The 15,255-nt window shown below is 63.5% G+C and carries 14 protein-coding genes; 4 read left to right on the top strand and 10 right to left on the bottom strand.

What is annotated here, in order from left to right:
* Positions 1–120 precede the first annotated feature (120 nt).
* Positions 121–987, top strand: a complete 867-nt coding sequence (locus EOC94_RS06485; protein WP_127289274.1) for a haloacid dehalogenase type II — start codon at positions 121–123, stop codon at positions 985–987.
* A gap of 26 nt (positions 988–1,013) precedes the next feature.
* Here the strand turns inward: EOC94_RS06485 and EOC94_RS06480 are convergent, their stop codons facing one another.
* From EOC94_RS06480 to hisS, 4 genes are all read right to left on the bottom strand, one after another.
* Positions 1,014–2,786 (bottom strand): AMP-binding protein, encoded by a 1,773-nt coding sequence (locus EOC94_RS06480; protein ID WP_127289272.1) that lies wholly within the window; start codon positions 2,784–2,786, stop codon positions 1,014–1,016.
* A gap of 289 nt (positions 2,787–3,075) precedes the next feature.
* A complete protein-coding gene (gene hisG, locus EOC94_RS06475; RefSeq protein WP_127289270.1) occupies positions 3,076–3,771 on the bottom strand; it encodes an ATP phosphoribosyltransferase in 696 nt (231 codons plus the stop codon).
* Positions 3,768–4,889, bottom strand: a complete 1,122-nt coding sequence (locus EOC94_RS06470; RefSeq protein WP_127289268.1) for an ATP phosphoribosyltransferase regulatory subunit — start codon at positions 4,887–4,889, stop codon at positions 3,768–3,770. Before EOC94_RS06470 ends, hisG begins: the two co-directional genes overlap by 4 nt.
* Before the next feature lie 171 nt (positions 4,890–5,060).
* The gene (gene hisS / locus EOC94_RS06465; protein WP_095483580.1) at positions 5,061–6,560 is read right to left on the bottom strand and encodes a histidine--tRNA ligase; all 1,500 of its coding nucleotides are present in this window, start codon (positions 6,558–6,560) and stop codon (positions 5,061–5,063) included.
* 215 nt (positions 6,561–6,775) lie between these two features.
* On the opposite strand from hisS, the gene EOC94_RS06460 reads away from it, so the two are divergent.
* Complete coding sequence (locus EOC94_RS06460) at positions 6,776–7,030, top strand: hypothetical protein (protein WP_095483579.1); 255 nt, start codon at positions 6,776–6,778, stop codon at positions 7,028–7,030.
* Positions 7,031–7,205: 175 nt separating this feature from the next.
* On the opposite strand, the gene EOC94_RS06455 is transcribed toward EOC94_RS06460, so the two are convergent.
* Positions 7,206–7,841 (bottom strand): DNA-3-methyladenine glycosylase I, encoded by a 636-nt coding sequence (locus EOC94_RS06455; protein ID WP_127289266.1) that lies wholly within the window; start codon positions 7,839–7,841, stop codon positions 7,206–7,208.
* Between the two features lie 213 nt (positions 7,842–8,054).
* Between EOC94_RS06455 and EOC94_RS06450 the strand changes: the two genes are divergently transcribed.
* Positions 8,055–8,801 carry a L,D-transpeptidase gene (locus EOC94_RS06450; protein ID WP_127289264.1) on the top strand — a complete coding sequence of 249 codons (747 nt, stop codon included), beginning with the start codon at positions 8,055–8,057 and terminating at the stop codon, positions 8,799–8,801.
* A gap of 278 nt (positions 8,802–9,079) precedes the next feature.
* Complete coding sequence (locus EOC94_RS06445; protein WP_127289262.1) at positions 9,080–10,000, top strand: bifunctional 5,10-methylenetetrahydrofolate dehydrogenase/5,10-methenyltetrahydrofolate cyclohydrolase; 921 nt, start codon at positions 9,080–9,082, stop codon at positions 9,998–10,000.
* 18 nt (positions 10,001–10,018) lie between these two features.
* Here EOC94_RS06445 and glcF read toward each other — a convergent pair whose 3' ends face one another.
* The 5 genes from glcF to EOC94_RS06420 all read right to left on the bottom strand — a co-directional run bounded on the left by glcF (position 10,019) and on the right by EOC94_RS06420 (position 15,164).
* Positions 10,019–11,350, bottom strand: coding sequence for a glycolate oxidase subunit GlcF (gene glcF, locus EOC94_RS06440; RefSeq protein WP_127289260.1), 1,332 nt, complete (start codon positions 11,348–11,350; stop codon positions 10,019–10,021).
* A 68-nt stretch (positions 11,351–11,418) separates the two neighbouring features.
* A complete protein-coding gene (locus tag EOC94_RS06435; RefSeq protein WP_127289258.1) occupies positions 11,419–11,820 on the bottom strand; it encodes a DUF4870 domain-containing protein in 402 nt (133 codons plus the stop codon).
* Positions 11,817–13,073, bottom strand: a complete 1,257-nt coding sequence (locus EOC94_RS06430; RefSeq protein WP_127289256.1) for an FAD-binding protein — start codon at positions 13,071–13,073, stop codon at positions 11,817–11,819. The genes EOC94_RS06435 and EOC94_RS06430 overlap by 4 nt, the downstream gene beginning before the upstream one ends.
* Before the next feature lie 76 nt (positions 13,074–13,149).
* Positions 13,150–13,617, bottom strand: coding sequence for a DUF559 domain-containing protein (locus tag EOC94_RS06425; protein WP_127206720.1), 468 nt, complete (start codon positions 13,615–13,617; stop codon positions 13,150–13,152).
* Positions 13,618–13,667: 50 nt separating this feature from the next.
* A complete protein-coding gene (locus EOC94_RS06420; protein ID WP_126103628.1) occupies positions 13,668–15,164 on the bottom strand; it encodes an FAD-linked oxidase C-terminal domain-containing protein in 1,497 nt (498 codons plus the stop codon).
* Positions 15,165–15,255 lie beyond the last annotated feature (91 nt).

The following is a 15,255-nucleotide window of genomic DNA, read 5'->3' as shown; positions in this document are numbered from 1 at the left end:
CGCCGTCGCCGCCGATGTTTCCGACGCACTCAAGGTATTCGCAGCGGCCGATAGATCGAATCAGTACTGGGAGGCCGACCGACTGGCAACCGCTCAATGTCATGTCCGGCGATCTGGGTCATGTCCGACGATCTGGCGCTGAAAACAGCGGACGGCTGGCTGCTTTACAACGATCAGGCTTTCACGCATTTCGACTATTTCAAGCGGCAACAAGATCGATCCCTCTTACCGCGACTGACGGACCACCAGACCGACGAGCATGGAGAGCTAAAAGTGACGAAAGTTGAGGTATTGTTCTTCGACGTCTTGGGAACCGTTGTCGATTGGCGCGGCAGCATAGCGGCGGAGGCGAGTTCGTTTCTTAAGCGCCATGACGCCCTGCATATCGACGCCGGTGCTTTTGCCGATGCTTGGGTTGGACGCTATGACCCATCGGTTGAAGCCGTCCGGTGTGGTCAGCGGCCCTTTGTCCCGCTCGATCTGCTCAATATGGAGAACCTGGAAGCGTGCCTGAAGGGGTTTGGGCTGACGCCATCGGCTTTTCCGAGCGCCGAACTGGAAGACCTCAATCTGGCCTGGCACCGCCTCAAGCCGTGGCCGGATTCGGTGGAAGGCCTCTCCAGATTGAAGGAACGCTTCATCGTCGCACCGCTGTCCGATGGGAACACCCGACTTCTGGTGGACATGGCAAAACATGCCGGGCTGCCATGGGATACGATCCTGGGCGCTGATGTCTCCGAGACCTATAAGCCGATGCCACAGGTGTATCTTCGTGCCTGCGAGCTGCTGGGCGTGGAGCCGAACAGGGCGATGCTGGTTGCCGCCCACGACTACGATCTGGACGCCGCGCGTCGATGCGGATTGAAGACGGCATATGTCATTCGCTCAAATGCGCACGACCCGTCGAAGGCTGCCGCCATCGAGCCGCTCGGTGGTTGGGAATACATGGCAAATAACTTGATCGAACTCGCTGCGATTCTGAAGTAGGTTGCGAGGGCGCGCTCCTGCCCCCCTCAAGCCGTCTTCGCCGCCACCAGCCCGAGCTCCTCGACCATCGCATTTCGCATGAGAAATTTCTGCGGCTTGCCGGTCACCGTCATCGGCAATTCGGTGCGGAAGCGGATGTGGCGCGGGATCTTGTAGTGGGCGATCTGGTCCGTACAGAAGGCCTTGATCTCCTGCTCGGTGGCGATCTGGCCGGGCTTGAGCACGATCCAGGCGCAAAGCTCCTCGCCATATTTCGGGTCGGGAATTCCGAACACCTGCACTTCCCTGACCTTGGGATGGCGATAGAGGAATTCCTCGACCTCTCGCGGATAGACGTTCTCGCCGCCGCGGATGACCATGTCCTTGACCCGGCCGACGATGTTGCAATAGCCCTCGGCATCGATGGTGGCGAGGTCGCCTGTGTGCATCCAGCCATCGGCGTCGATCGCCTCGCGGGTCTTTTCGTCGTCGTCCCAATAGCCCTTCATCACGGAATAGCCGCGCGTGCAGAGCTCGCCCGGCGCGCCGACTGCAACGGTGGCGCCGTCGGCATCGATGGCCTTGACCTCGACATGGGGGTGGACGCGCCCGACCGTCGAGACGCGCCTTTCCAGAGGGTCGTCGACGCTGCTCTGGAACGAGACCGGGCTGGTCTCGGTCATGCCATAGGCGATGGTTACCTCCGCCATGTGCATCATCGACACCACCTTCTTCATCACCTCGATCGGGCACGGCGAGCCGGCCATGATACCAGTGCGCAGGCTGGTGAGATCAAACGATCCGAAATCCGGATGGTCGAGCATGCCGACGAACATGGTCGGCACGCCGTAGAGGCCGGTGCAGCGCTCACCCGCCACAGCCTTCAGTGTGGCGCCGGCATCGAACCCCTCGCCTGGGAAAACCATGGTGGCGCCCTTGGTGACGCAGCCGACCGTGCCCATCGACATGCCGAAGCAGTGATAGAGCGGCACCGGGATGCACAGCCGGTCGTCGGCGGTCAGCCTGATCGCCGAGGTGACGAAATTGCCGTTGTTGACGATGTTGTTGTGGGTCAGCGTCGCGCCCTTGGGCGCGCCTGTCGTGCCCGAGGTGAACTGGATGTTGATGGCGTCGCCGGGCTTCAGCCCCTCGGAGATCCGGTCGAGGCTGTCATGCTCGTCGCGCCCGGCCATCGCCAGCACATCGGCGAAATTGAACATGCCGGGCGAATTCTCCTCGCCCATGCAGATAACGATCTTTAGCGCCGGCAGTTTCTTCGCGTCGAGCTTGCCCGGTGTCGCTGTCGCGATCTCCGGCGCCAGTGTCTCGATCATGCCGAGATAGTCGGAGCTCTTGAATTCGGCTGATGTGACCAGCGCCTTGCAGCCGACCTTGTTCAGCGCATAGTCCAGCTCGACCAGCCGATAGGCTGGGTTGATGTTGACCAGGATAAGGCCGATGCGCGCGGTGGCGAACTGCGTCACCAGCCATTCCCAGCGGTTGGGTGACCAGATGCCGACCCTGTCGCCTTTTGCCAGGCCGAGCGCCAGGAAGCCGGCGGCCAGCGCGTCCACCGTGTCTGAAAGCTCGCTCCAGGTGAAGCGCTTGTCCTGCTCGACGAAGACGGCGGCATCGAGCGTGCCGTATTTGCTGACGGTGTCGGAAAGCAACGCCGGGATCGTCTGCTGCAGCAGCGGCACGGTGCGCTCGCCCGACACATGCGCCCTGCCGTCTACCGGCGCGACAAACGAGGCGCCATTGCGCGGGTGGCGGCTGCGCAGATTGGTGGCATTCTTCAACTCGTCGAGATTGATCGGCATCGCCGTCTCCTCCGCAGGCGACCGAGTCTATCAGCCTGCCGGGGTGGTGGAAATCCCGTCGATGGTATGGCCGGAGCTTCGAAGTCAGGTCGCGCCGCCAAGTTGGTGCGGAGTCCGGTGAGGATAGCTCCGGAAACAAAAAACCCGCCTCGATGGCGGGTGGCGGCGCAGATCAGCACCATGCGGGGTTTGGTAGCATAAGTGCCGGCACAAAGCAAGAACAAATATGCTCTGCCCCAGGACGATCCTTCCCACCCCTCTGCCGCAGCTCCCCACAAGGGGAAGAGATTTACGCCACCGAAGCCATCTTCGCAGCGATGTCGCGCAACACTGCTTCATCCGCAGCCGCACGCGTCTTCCTCGATGAAACAAGGCAGGCCTGCGAGCGCAGGATGACGCCGTCGGCCAGCACCTTCAGATGGTTGGCGCGCAGCGTCGAGCCTGATGTGGTGATGTCGACGACGATATCGGCCAATCCCGCCGCCGGCGCGCCTTCGGTGGCGCCCAGGCTCTCGACGATGCGATAGACCTGGATGCCGTGCTTTTGCGAAAAGAACTGCTGGGTCAGCCGCCAGTATTTGGTGGCGATCCTGAGTCGCCGGCCATGGCGCTGGCGAAAATCGGCGGCGACGTCGTCGAGATCGGCCATGCTGTCGACGTCGAGCCAGATGTCGGGCACCGCCACCACGACATCGGCGTTGCCGAAGCCGAGGCGGGCGACGATTTCGGCGCGCGCCTCCCAGTCGGCGAGGCTTTCGCGCAACAAATCCTCGCCGGTGATGCCAAGATCGACCGAGCCCTGGCCGATCTCGCCTGCGATTTCGGACGCCGACAGGAACGCCACCTCGACGGCTTCCTCGCCTTCGATACGGGCGCGGTATTTGCGCTCGTCACCGGGCAGGCTGACGGCGAGCCCGGCCTGAGCCAGCATCTCCAGCGCCTGCTCCTTCAGCCGACCTTTCGACGGGATCGCCAGCGTGATCATTGCGCCGGCTCCCGCAACGCTTCGATGCGGTCGAGCCAGACGGAAAAGCCGACGCCGGGGATCGGCGTTTTCGCGCCGAGCAGTGTCAGCAGCCGGTCATAGCGGCCGCCGCCGGCCAGCGGCCGGTCGCCGTCTTCCGCCGCGATCTCGAACACCAGACCGGTGTAGTAGTCGAGCGGGCGGCCGAAGGCGGCATCGTAGCGGATTTTTTTGACTGGCAGGCCATGCGCTTCGATCGCCTTGGCGCGGGCCGCGAAACTGTCCAGCGCCGCTCCCAGCGAGAGACCAGAACCGGCCGCGAAGGTTTCGAGCGCTTTTGCTGCGCCGTCGAGCGGCACGTCGATCGCCAAAAAAGTCTTCAGCGCCGAAAACGCCTCGTTCGACAGCCGCACGCTGCGCAACTCGGCCTTCTCGATCAAGCGCCGCGCAATGTCGGATGGCGAGCGCCCGGCCGACGCCGACAGCCCGGCCTGCTCCATGCCGCCGGCGATGTGCGTCGAAAGCCCTTCCAGATCGCCATCGAGCACAAGGGCAGCGACCGCACCGGCGAGCTGGCCGTTGCGCGGCGGGTTGGCGAGGTCGGCAAGCGCTGCCTCCAGCATCGCCGCCGAGCCGAAGGCGCGGGCCAGCCGCATGCGCCAGCCACGCGGCAGGCCGAGGGCTGCCAGCACCGCTTCGAATATGGTCTGGTCGCCGAGCGTGACCGCCAGAACTTGACCCGGCAGCACCAGGGAAAGCAGCGCATGTGCATCGGCCAGCGAGCGGGCATCGGCTTGCGGCATATCACGATCGCCGAGATCCTCGATGCCGGCCTGGAAAAACTCATTGCCGCCCTCGCGGCGCTGGCGAAACACCTCGCCGAGATAGGAGTAGCGGCGCGGCGTGCCGGCCTGGCTGGCAATGTGGTCGAGGCAGACCGGAATGGTGAATTCGGGCCGCAGGCAAAGCGTCTGGCCGGTTTCGCTTTCGGTGAGAAAAATGCGGCGGCGCAGATCCTCTCCCGCCATGTCGAGGAACGGGTCGGCCGGCTGCAGCACCGCGACTTCCACCGCATGGGTGTTGCGCGCGGCGAAGAGATTGGTGATGTCTGATGCGATGGCGGGGTAGCGGGAGGTCACGAGACGCCACCTTGCCTTCTCCCCCTGTGGGAGAAGGTGGATTGGCGCGCAGCGCCAAGACGGATGAGGGGTGCTGGAAGAAATGAGGCGTCGGCGTTCCCTGGAACACCCCTCATCCGACCGAGCTTCGCTCGGCCACCTTCTCTCACAAGGGGAGAAGGGAGCGGCGCCCTACTTGCCACGCGCCCGCTCCTCGGCCTGCGCCGCCAGTATCTTCCTCACCTCGGCAACCAGCTCGCTTTCCGCCACCGTCACCTGCGCTGGCCGCGCTGCGCGCCATTCGGCGTTGTCTGATATCTCGGCCGACATGCGTGCGCCTTCGATCAAATCCTTGATCTGCACCTCGCCCTTGGCGCGCTCGTCGCCGCCCTGGATGATGGCGACGGGGCTGCCACGGCGGTCGGCATATTTGAGCTGCGCCTTCATGCCGGCGCCGCCGAGATACATTTCGGAACGGATGCCGGCGGCACGCAGCTCGGCGACCATCTTCTGGTAGCGGCCGAGGCTTTCGGTGTCCTTGTCCATGGTGAGCACGACGACCGGAGCGACGACATCAGAGGTGTCGAGCTTGCCGAGGTTCTTCAGCGCGGTCATCAGCCTGGAGACGCCGATGGAAAAGCCGGTCGCCGGCACCGGTTCGCCACGAAAGCGCGAGACGAGACCGTCATAGCGACCGCCGCCGCCGACCGAGCCGAAGCGCACGATCTGGCCATCCTCATTGGGGATTTCAGCCAGAAGCTCGGCCTCGTAGACCGGGCCGGTGTAGTATTCTAGGCCGCGGACGACGGAACGATCCATAATTATGCGGTCTTCGCCATATCCAGCTGCCCTTACCAAGTCTTCAATGATTGATAGTTCGGCAACGCCTTCGTTGAAGGACTGGCTGGCTTTCACCGTGGAATCCGGGTGCCCTAAATCACCTAGCTGAGGCTTCGCCGTAGCGTAAAGAACGGCCTCAGCTTGAACGTTGTCCAGCCCGGCGCCCTTGGTGAAATCACCGCTCTCGTCCTTGCGTCCGGTGCCAAGCAGTAGGCGCACGCCTTCGACACCCAATTTATCCAGCTTGTCGATCGCCCGCAGCACGGTCAGCCGGCGTCCGATGTTCTCGTCGCCACCAAGGCCGATCGCCTCCAGCACGCCGTCCAGCACCTTGCGGTTGTTGACCCTGATGACGTAGTCGCCGCGCTTGATGCCGAGCGCTTCCATCACGTCGGCCATCATCATCGCCATTTCGGCATCGGCCGCGACGCCCGGCGTGCCGACCGTGTCGGCGTCGAACTGCATGAACTGGCGGAAGCGGCCGGGACCGGGCTTTTCGTTGCGGAACACCCAGCCGGAGCGATAGCTGCGATACGGCTTCGGCAGCCTGTCATAATTCTCGGCGACGAAACGCGCCGTCGGCGCGGTCAGGTCGTAGCGCAGCGACAGCCACTGGTCGTCATCGTCCTGGAACGAGAACACGCCTTCGTTCGGCCGGTCCTGATCAGGCAGGAATTTGCCCAGCGCATCGGTGTATTCGATCAGCGGCTGCTCGACGGGCTCGAAGCCGTAAAGCTCGTAGACGCCACGGATCGTCGCCATCATCTTTTCGACGGCGCGGATGTCGTCGGCGCTGCGGTCGGCAAAGCCGCGCGGCAGCCGCGCTTTCGTCTTTTCCGATTTGTCGGCCATGGCATGGGTACTCGGTGTTTCGTGGCGCTCCGTGGATCGGCAAAACTCCTGAACTCCACAGCGCGGGTGTCCTAACCGATGCAGCCGGGAGCGGCAAGCGTTTGCACGTTTCCTGAAACAAACCGGACCCAAAACGAAACAATTCCGCCATAAGCGCGGCATCGTGCCGACACAATCGCAGCCGATAAAGCGCGCCGAAACAAGGGGTTCGGGCCATGACCACGGCACGGCAATTCGATATCATCGACAGTGGCGCCCGCGAGCTGCCCGCTCGTTTGCGGCCGGCCGACGGCCATGCGCCGAGACCGGCAGGCCAAACGGCGGGACCATTCGAGGTCGCGGCGGACGAGCGCAAGGGACCGACCATGCGTGATGCGCTGGTGACCAGCCTGCTAGTGATCTATCCGGCTTTTGCCACGCTTGCGGCCATTGTCGCCGGACTTTTCCTGGCCGGCGCCAGCGGCGCTTGAGTTTTTGAGCGCCCCTTTCCTTCTCCCCCTGTGGGAGAAGGTGGCCGAGCGAAGCTCGGTCGGATGAGGGGTGTTCCAGCTTGGCTGCGACAGCACTCCGTCCAACACCCCTCTTCCGTCTCGGCGCTGCGCGCCGATCCACCTTCTCCCACAAGGGGAGAAGGAAAGAAGGAGCTCACTTCGGCCGCTTGAACGCATTCCGTTCCGCCTCGACCTGCTCGCGGCAGACGCAGCCTTCAAGGTGGTCGTTGACCAGCCCCATGGCCTGCATGAAGGCGTAGACGGTGGTCGGGCCGACAAAGCTCCAGCCGCGTTTCTTCAGCTCCTTCGAAATCCGCACAGAAACCGCCGTGGACGGATTGGCGCGCAGATGGGCGAGATCGACGATTCCGGGCCGTTCGTCCGGGCCGGGTTCGAACTTCCAGAACCAGGCGGCCAGCGAGCCGGCCTCGTCCGCCATTTCACGCGCGCGCGTGGCGTTGTTGATGGTGGAGACGATCTTGCTGCGGTGGCGGATGATGCCGGCATTGCCGAGCAGGCGCTCGACATCCTCGTCGGTGAAGGCGGCGATCTTGTCGATATCGAAGCCGGCGAACGCCTCGCGGAAATTCTCGCGCTTGCGCAATATGGTCAGCCAGGACAGACCCGACTGAAAGCCTTCGAGGCAGATCTTTTCGAACAGTCTGCGGTCATCGGTGACCGGCCGGCCCCATTCATGGTCGTGGTAGTGCAGATAATCCGGCAGATTGCCGTGCCAGAAGCAGCGCGCGATACCATCGGGGCCGGCGAGCAGGCCTGTCTTCTCATCCATGGCGGAATTCCATTCGTTAATGCGCCTTAGCGCGCCTTTTACTCCGGCTTTACCAGATTCCTGAACCGGCCAGTAACCACACCGAAAGGTTTACTGACAATGGAGCATTTTACGCATTCCGATTCACGTTTCGGTTGCCGCTCCGCGCCCAATGTCCACGAAATCGGGGACGCTTTTGCGCCCCTGGATGTTCGACGATCAAGGTGCGTTCCAATGAAGACATTTTTGTTTCCGCTGCTCGGCGCCGCAGCCGCGCTGGCCGCTACCGCTACATCCTCCAGCGCCAATGACCGTTATGCCGACAGGCCGCCGGTGATGGTGAGCCCCGACCTTTCGGCGCCTTGGGTGCTGCAGCTTGGCCGCGCGCCGGGCATCGTCCGCCAAAACCGGCAAGAGATGCAAAAGCCGCAGCGCCGTTCTCAACGGCAGGCGCAACCGGCTCAGCTGCATACGGCCGCGGTGCAGGCGCCGTCCAAGAAGCGCATGGTCGCGCGCCCGCAGATCGACCCGATCTACCTGCCGCAGGAAGTCGCCTATGACGGTCCGCACAAACCGGGCACGATCGTCATCGATACGACAGAGAATTTTCTCTATCTGGTCGAGAACAACGGCAAGGCACGGCGCTATGGCGTCGGCACCGGCAAGCCGGGCTTCGAATGGGCCGGCAAGCACAAGATCTCGCAGAAGAAGGTCTGGCCCGAATGGCGGCCGCCGGCGGAGATGATCACGCGCGAGGCCGCCAAGGGCCGTTATCTGCCGACCTATGTCGCCGGTGGCAGCGAGAACCCGCTCGGCGCACGCGCGCTTTATCTTGGCTCGACACTCTACCGCATCCACGGCACAAACCAGCCATGGACGATCGGCGGCGCCGTGTCGTCGGGCTGCATTCGCATGCGCAACGAAGATGTTGTCGACCTCTATGAACGGGTCAATGTTGGCACAACGGTTGTGGTGATATAGTTGCGGTCACGAATCATCTCGGCTAGAAAGACATTAGCTTTGGCTTTTTGAGGCCGGACGAAAGAACAACGGGGGACGGGCCGTGTGGGGATGCGGCCAGTCACGAAAGGGCAGCGCGGCAAGCCGTGCTGCCCTTTTTGTTTCTGCTGACATCCCTTGGCGGGCATATCTTCGCGCCGGTACGTCGCGCGACAGTCATAGCGGTTCGCTTTCGAGCTGCCATTATCCCAAGAGTTTTGCTATGTCGGCAGCAACACTTTCAGACAGAAGGTTCACGCATGTCCCTGTCCGATGACAACCGCTATCTCAGGGGCGGCCCGGTCGCCCAACGCATCATCGCCTCGGTGCGCGTGGATGCAGCGATCGCCACCGCCGAAGGCTTTCCGCCCAAACTGATATCGATCACCGTCGGCGACACAGCTGCGGTGGATGTCTATGTCCGGAACCAGCGCGCCAAGGCAGCATTGGCCGGTATCGGTTTCGAGGAAAGGCGCTTTCCCGCCGACATCACCGCCGGCGAACTGGAAGCGGCGATCCACGGCCTTAATGCCGATCCGCGCGTCACCGGCATCATCATCCAGCGGCCGGTGCCGGCGCATATCCCGATCAAGACGCTGCAGGCGGCGGTGCATCCGCTCAAGGACGTCGAGGGCATGCATCCAGCTTCGATCGGCAACATCGTCTACAACCAGCTCGACCTCGCGCCGTGCACGGCCGCCGCTTCGGTCGAGCTGCTTAAGGAAACCGGTCTCGATCTCAAGGGGCTCGAGGTCGTCATCGTTGGCCACTCCGAGATCGTCGGCAAGCCGATCGCCTTCCTGCTGATGAGCGAGGGCGCGACAGTGACGGTCTGCCACCACATGACGCGCTCGGTGGCAGCGCATGCCCGCCGCGCCGACGCGCTGTTCGTCGCGGTCGGCAAGCCGCGGCTGATCAAGGCCGACATGGTCAAGCCCGGGGCGGCCGTCATCGACATCGGCATCAATGCCGAGACGGGACCCGACGGGGAGAGCCGCATCGTCGGCGACGTCGATACCGAGAGCGTCAAGGAGGTGGCGTCCTGGATCACACCGGTGCCGGGCGGCGTCGGTCCGATCACCGTGGCGATTCTTTTGCGCAATACGATGGTGGCGCTCAGCCGCCAGCGCGCACGCTACCAGGCGACCTACGGTGTGGTGGACAAGCTCGCTGCTGAGTAGAAAGCAGCCTGAACCACGTCATTCCGCTGCCACGACTGCCCTGCTGTCCGTAACGCCCTCCGGCTGCGGTCCGCCATAGGCCCAGTCGAGCAGTTTTATCGTGTGCACCACCGGCATCTTCGCCGCCGAAGCGATCTGGGTGATGCAGCCGATGTTGCCGGTGGCGACGATTTCAGCACCCGTTGCCTCGATATTCCTGACCTTGCGGTCACGCAGTTGAACCGAAATCTCGGACTGCAGGATGTTGTAGGTGCCGGCCGAGCCGCAGCAGAGATGGCCCTCGCGCGGCTCGCGCACGACGAAGCCGGCTTTGGCCAGAAGCTCCTTCGGCTGGCGGGTGATTTTTTGGCCATGCTGCATCGAGCACGCGGAGTGATAGGCGACGATGGTGCCCGGCTTGCGAACGGGTTCCGGCAGGTCGAGGCTCGCCAGATATTCGGTGATGTCCCTGGCCAACTCCGATACCCGCGCCGCCTTGTCGGCATAGGCCGGATCGAGGCGCAGCATGAAACCATAATCCTTGATCGTGGTGCCGCAGCCGGACGCGGTAATGACGATGGCGTCAAGGCCGCCTTGGTCGATGGCTCGCGTCCAGGCGTCGACATTCTGCCTGGCCGAGGCAAGCGCTGCCTCCTCGCGGCCCATGTGATGCACCAGCGCGCCGCAGCAGCCCTCGCCCTCGGGGACCACGACCTCGACGCCCAGCCGCGTCAGCAGCGCGATCGTCGTGTCGTTGATGGCGGGATCGAGCACGGATTGCGCGCAGCCGGTGAGTATGGCGACGCGGCCTATTTTTCTCGTGCCCTGCCCGGCATGGATGCCCGGCGAAGCCATTGGCGAGGCCGCCGGGACTGATGCCGGAGCGAGCTTGAGCATCGCGCCCAGCGGCTTCAGCGCCGGGATCTTTTCGAACAGTCCGGCGAATGGCTGGCCGAGCTTCGCCAGCTTGAGCGCAGCGCGAAAGCGCTTGGGATAAGGCAGGACAAAAGCCAGCATGGCGCGTGTCAGGCGATCGAGCAGCGGGCGCTTGTAGGTCTCTTCGATATGGGCGCGGGCATGATCGACCAGATGCATGTAATTGACGCCCGACGGACAGGTGGTCATGCAGGCGAGGCAGGACAGGCAGCGGTCGATATGGGTGACGATCTCCTTGTCGGCGGGGCGACTGTTCTCCAGCATGTCCTTGATCAGGTAGATCCGCCCGCGCGGCGAATCCAGCTCGTTGCCAAGCGTCACGTAGGTCGGGCAGGTGGCTGTGCAGAAGCCGCAATGCACGCATTTGCGCAGGATCTTTTCCGATTCCGCGACATGCGGATCGGCAAGCTGGGCAAGCGAAAAATTGGTCTGCACGCAAAGAGTCCTTACCGTTTGAGCATGATCTTTTCCGAAAACCGGTTCCCACTTTTCGGGATCATGCTCTAAAGTCCGAGGAACCAGCTTTCCGGGTTTTTGACCGGCTCGCCGCGCTGCAGCGCCTGCAGGCCGAGAATGCAGCGGGCGATGAACCAGACGGCGACGGCGAACATCAGCACGACGCCTATCGCCACCATCATCAGCACAACCGAGATCAGCGCGTAGAGCAGGCCGATCCAGAAGGTGCGGATCAGGAATGTGTAGTGGCTCTCGACGAAGCCGCCCGATTTGCCGCGGTTGATATAGGCAAGAACGATGCCGACAAGGCCGGTGACGCCGATCACCAGGCCGGCGAGATACAGAATGTAAATGATCAGTGCGTTGGTCGGACCGGGCTCCAGCCAGCGGTCGGTCTGGCGCGGCGCGGGTTTGCTTGAGTCGGTCGGGCCTGGATTGATGTCGCTCATGATGCTCCTCCCTCGGTTGCCGGGCCGAGAGTAACAGAGCTTGCAGCCGACGCCATACGGCCGGGATTGAGGATATTCTTAGGATCGAACTCGGCTTTGAGCCGCGCCGCCAACGCCGCCAGTTGCGGCGCCTGCGGCTCGAACACCGGCAAAGCGGCGCGATGCGACGGGGCGGCGCGCACCAGCGTCGCATGGCCGCCGCCATGCTGTCTCACCAGTCCGCGCAGAAGATCGGCTTCGGGATCGCCATGCTCCATGCGCAGCCAGATCAATCCGCCCTGCCAGTCATAGAAGGCATCGACCGCCGCCTGCATGCGCAGCGCCAACACCATCTGGTGGCCTTGCGCCGGCGCCATCGAGACGCGCCATACCGGCTTTGCCAGGCCGTCGACGAAAGGCGCACAATCTCTGATATCGCGCCAGACAGAATGCGAGATATCGCCCGAAATTTCCTCGAGCGGGCCGGCATTCCTGAGCAGATCTTTCAGCGCAGTAATGCGGTAGGCGACCGACGGACCGAAACCCTCGACGCGCAGCAATGTAGCGGCAGCGCTGCCGAGACTGCCACCGGCGACCCGTCCGGCAACGCGTTCGGGAAGATGGGCAGCGCTCGACACTTCGGCACTGGAGCCGAGCGCCAGCGCCATGGCGGCTGCGGCGTGATCGTCGAGCAGGCCGCGCAGAGTGAGCGTGACTTCGGTCTCGGCGGCTGGCAGCACCTTGAAGGTGACGTCGGTGAATACAGCCAGCGTGCCCCAACTGTTGGCCATGAGTTTGGACAGGTCATAGCCGGTGACGTTCTTGACCACGCGGCCACCGGACTTGAACGCCTCGCCGCGACCAGAGACGGCTGCTATGCCGAGGATGTGGTCGCGCGCCGCCCCCGCCTTCAGCCGGCGCGGGCCGGACAGGTTCGAGGCCAGCACGCCGCCGATCGTGCCTTTTCCCTTTTCGCCGCCGAGCAGCGGGCCATAGTCCAGCGGCTCGAAGGCCAGCTGCTGGCCGTTTTCGGCAAGCAATTTTTCGATCTCGGCGAGCGGCGTGCCGGCCTTCGCCGACAGCACCAGTTCGGCCGGCTCGTAAAGCGTGACGCCGGACAGTTTCGACAGGTCGAGCGTGTGCTCGGTCTGCAGCGGACGGCCGATGCCGCGCTTGGAGCCATGGCCGAGGATTTCGAGCGGCGATTCTTCTGCCGCAGCCCAGGCGACGGTGGAGAGGGTTTCGGTTGCGGTCGAAGGGGTGAAGATGGTCATGGCGATCTCTGGTTCCTCGCCCCCGCGAAGCGGGGGAGAGGTGGCTCGGGCGAAGCCCGAGACGGAGAGGGGGCAATCATAGAGCGCCACCCCCAACCTTCTTGGCCGCAAAAACGAACCTCAGGTCCGAGGCGATCACGTCTTCGGCCAATCGCCCTTCCAGCACCGCAAGGATAGTCTCGCAAACGCTCGTCCGGCCCTTGAGTACGTCGACATTCCAGAACCGCACGACCGAGAACCCTTCGCCACGCATGAATTCGTCGCGTCGCCTATCGTAGGAACTCCCGGCATGCTGACTTCCGTCCAGTTCAACGACCAGCTTTTCGCTTCGGCAGGCGAAGTCGGCGAAATATGGCCCGATCGGCATCTGACGCACGAATTTGTATCCGCCCAGCTTCTTGGCCTTCAGCTCGTTCCAGAGGGTTGCTTCCGCCGGATTGTTGCCATGGCGAAGCGCGCGGGCACGCGCGATCCTTTCAGGTGAGCGTCGGCTTGGCACGTCGGCCGCAGGCCCCCTCTCCGTCTCGGGCTTCGCCCGAGCCACCTCTCCCCCGCTTCGCGGGGGCGAGGAACCGTCATTTTGAGACGTTGCCATCAAAACCTCGGAATGTCCGGAAACGCCATTTGCCCGCGATGCACGTGCATGCGTCCGAGCTCGGCGCAGCGGCGCAGCTGCGGAAACACCTTGCCCGGATTGAGCAGATGGTTGGGATCGAAAGCGCATTTGACCCGCATCTGCTGGTCGAGGTCGATCTGGTTGAACATTTCCGGCATCAGGTCGCGCTTCTCCACCCCTACCCCGTGCTCGCCGGTCAGCACGCCGCCGACCTTGACGCAGAGCCGCAGGATGTCGGCGCCGAAGCTTTCCGCCTTGTCGAGCTCGCCCGGCATGTTGGCGTCATAGAGGATGAGCGGATGCAGGTTGCCGTCGCCGGCATGGAAGACATTGGCGACGCCGAGCCCGTATTTCTCGGAGAGCTCGCGCATGCCGGCGAGCACGCGCGGCAGTTCCTTGCGCGGGATGGTGCCGTCCATGCAGTAATAGTCGGGTGAGATGCGGCCGACCGCCGGGAAGGCTGCCTTGCGGCCGGCCCAGAAGCTCAGCCGCTCCTGCTCCGACTGCGAAATGCGGCAGGTGGTCGAGCCGTTCCTGTAGGCGATGGCTTCGACAAGGCCGATCAAATGATCGACCTCGACGCCCGGCCCGTCGAGCTCGACGATCAGCAGCGCCTCGACATCCAAGGGATAGCCGGCATGGACGAAATCCTCGGCTGCGTGAATCGCCGGGCGGTCCATCATCTCCATGCCGCCCGGGATGATGCCGGCGCCAATGATGTCGGCGACGCATTGGCCGCCCTGCTCGCTGGTCGGGAAGCCGATCAAAAGCGCGCGCGCCGTCTCCGGCTTCTTCAGGATGCGCACGGTGACCTCGGTGACGACACCCAGCAGCCCTTCGGAACCGGTCATGACCCCGAGCAGGTCGTAGCCTTCCGCGTCGAGATGCTTGCCGCCGAGCCGCACCACCTCGCCATTCATCAACACCATCTCGATACCGAGCACATTGTTGGCGGTAAGGCCATATTTCAGGCAATGCACGCCACCGGAATTTTCCGCGACATTGCCGCCGATCGAGCAGGCGATCTGGGAGGATGGATCGGGGGCGTAGTAAAAACCCTCCTGCTCGACGGCGGTGGTGATGCCGAGATTGGTGACGCCCGGCTGGGCGACGACGATGCGGTTGGGAAAATCGATCTCGAGAATGCGGTTGAACCGGCTCATGACTAGCAGCACCGCGTCTTCGAGCGGCAGCGCCCCGCCGGACAGCGACGTGCCGGAGCCGCGCGGCACAACGCGGATGTTGCGGTCGTTGCAATATTTCAGCACGCGCGAAACCTGCGCCACCGTTTCGGGCAGCACCACGACCAGCGGCAATTGCCGATAGGCGGTGAGGCCGTCGCTTTCGAAGGCGCGCATTGAATTGGCGGCGTCGACGACGCCTTCGCCCGGCACGATGATGCGCATATCGGCGACGATCTCGTCGCGCCGGCGCATCGTGGCGTCGTCTGGCTTCGGCATCAGCAGGCCGGACATCAACAGCCTCCTTCGATTGACTGGTAAAAATCTTTTACCAGTGGCGGGTGCGTGTTGCAAATCCTGCTTGGCCGAAATCGGAAGCCGACGC

It is taken from the genome of Mesorhizobium sp. M6A.T.Ce.TU.016.01.1.1, from assembly GCF_003997065.1.
GTDB classification, from domain to species: Bacteria; Pseudomonadota; Alphaproteobacteria; order Rhizobiales; family Rhizobiaceae; genus Mesorhizobium; species Mesorhizobium mediterraneum.
The sequence above is the reverse complement of the archived record's forward strand: the minus strand, read 5'-3'. Positions and strand labels throughout refer to the sequence as shown.

Bases quoted from the DNA above. Each gene is read 5' to 3' on its own strand.
- hisG (WP_127289270.1), bottom strand. From the start codon at position 3,771: ATGATCACGCTGGCGATCCCGTCGAAAGGTCGGCTGAAGGAGCAGGCG.
- EOC94_RS06450 (WP_127289264.1), top strand. From the start codon at position 8,055: ATGAAGACATTTTTGTTTCCGCTGCTCGGCGCCGCAGCCGCGCTGGCC.
- EOC94_RS06430 (WP_127289256.1), bottom strand. From the start codon at position 13,073: ATGACCATCTTCACCCCTTCGACCGCAACCGAAACCCTCTCCACCGTC.
- hisS (WP_095483580.1), bottom strand. From the start codon at position 6,560: ATGGCCGACAAATCGGAAAAGACGAAAGCGCGGCTGCCGCGCGGCTTT.
- EOC94_RS06455 (WP_127289266.1), bottom strand. From the start codon at position 7,841: ATGGATGAGAAGACAGGCCTGCTCGCCGGCCCCGATGGTATCGCGCGC.
- EOC94_RS06480 (WP_127289272.1), bottom strand. From the start codon at position 2,786: ATGCCGATCAATCTCGACGAGTTGAAGAATGCCACCAATCTGCGCAGC.
- EOC94_RS06460 (WP_095483579.1), top strand. From the start codon at position 6,776: ATGACCACGGCACGGCAATTCGATATCATCGACAGTGGCGCCCGCGAG.
- EOC94_RS06435 (WP_127289258.1), bottom strand. From the start codon at position 11,820: ATGAGCGACATCAATCCAGGCCCGACCGACTCAAGCAAACCCGCGCCG.
- EOC94_RS06420 (WP_126103628.1), bottom strand. From the start codon at position 15,164: ATGTCCGGCCTGCTGATGCCGAAGCCAGACGACGCCACGATGCGCCGG.
- EOC94_RS06445 (WP_127289262.1), top strand. From the start codon at position 9,080: ATGTCCCTGTCCGATGACAACCGCTATCTCAGGGGCGGCCCGGTCGCC.
- EOC94_RS06485 (WP_127289274.1), top strand. From the start codon at position 121: ATGTCCGACGATCTGGCGCTGAAAACAGCGGACGGCTGGCTGCTTTAC.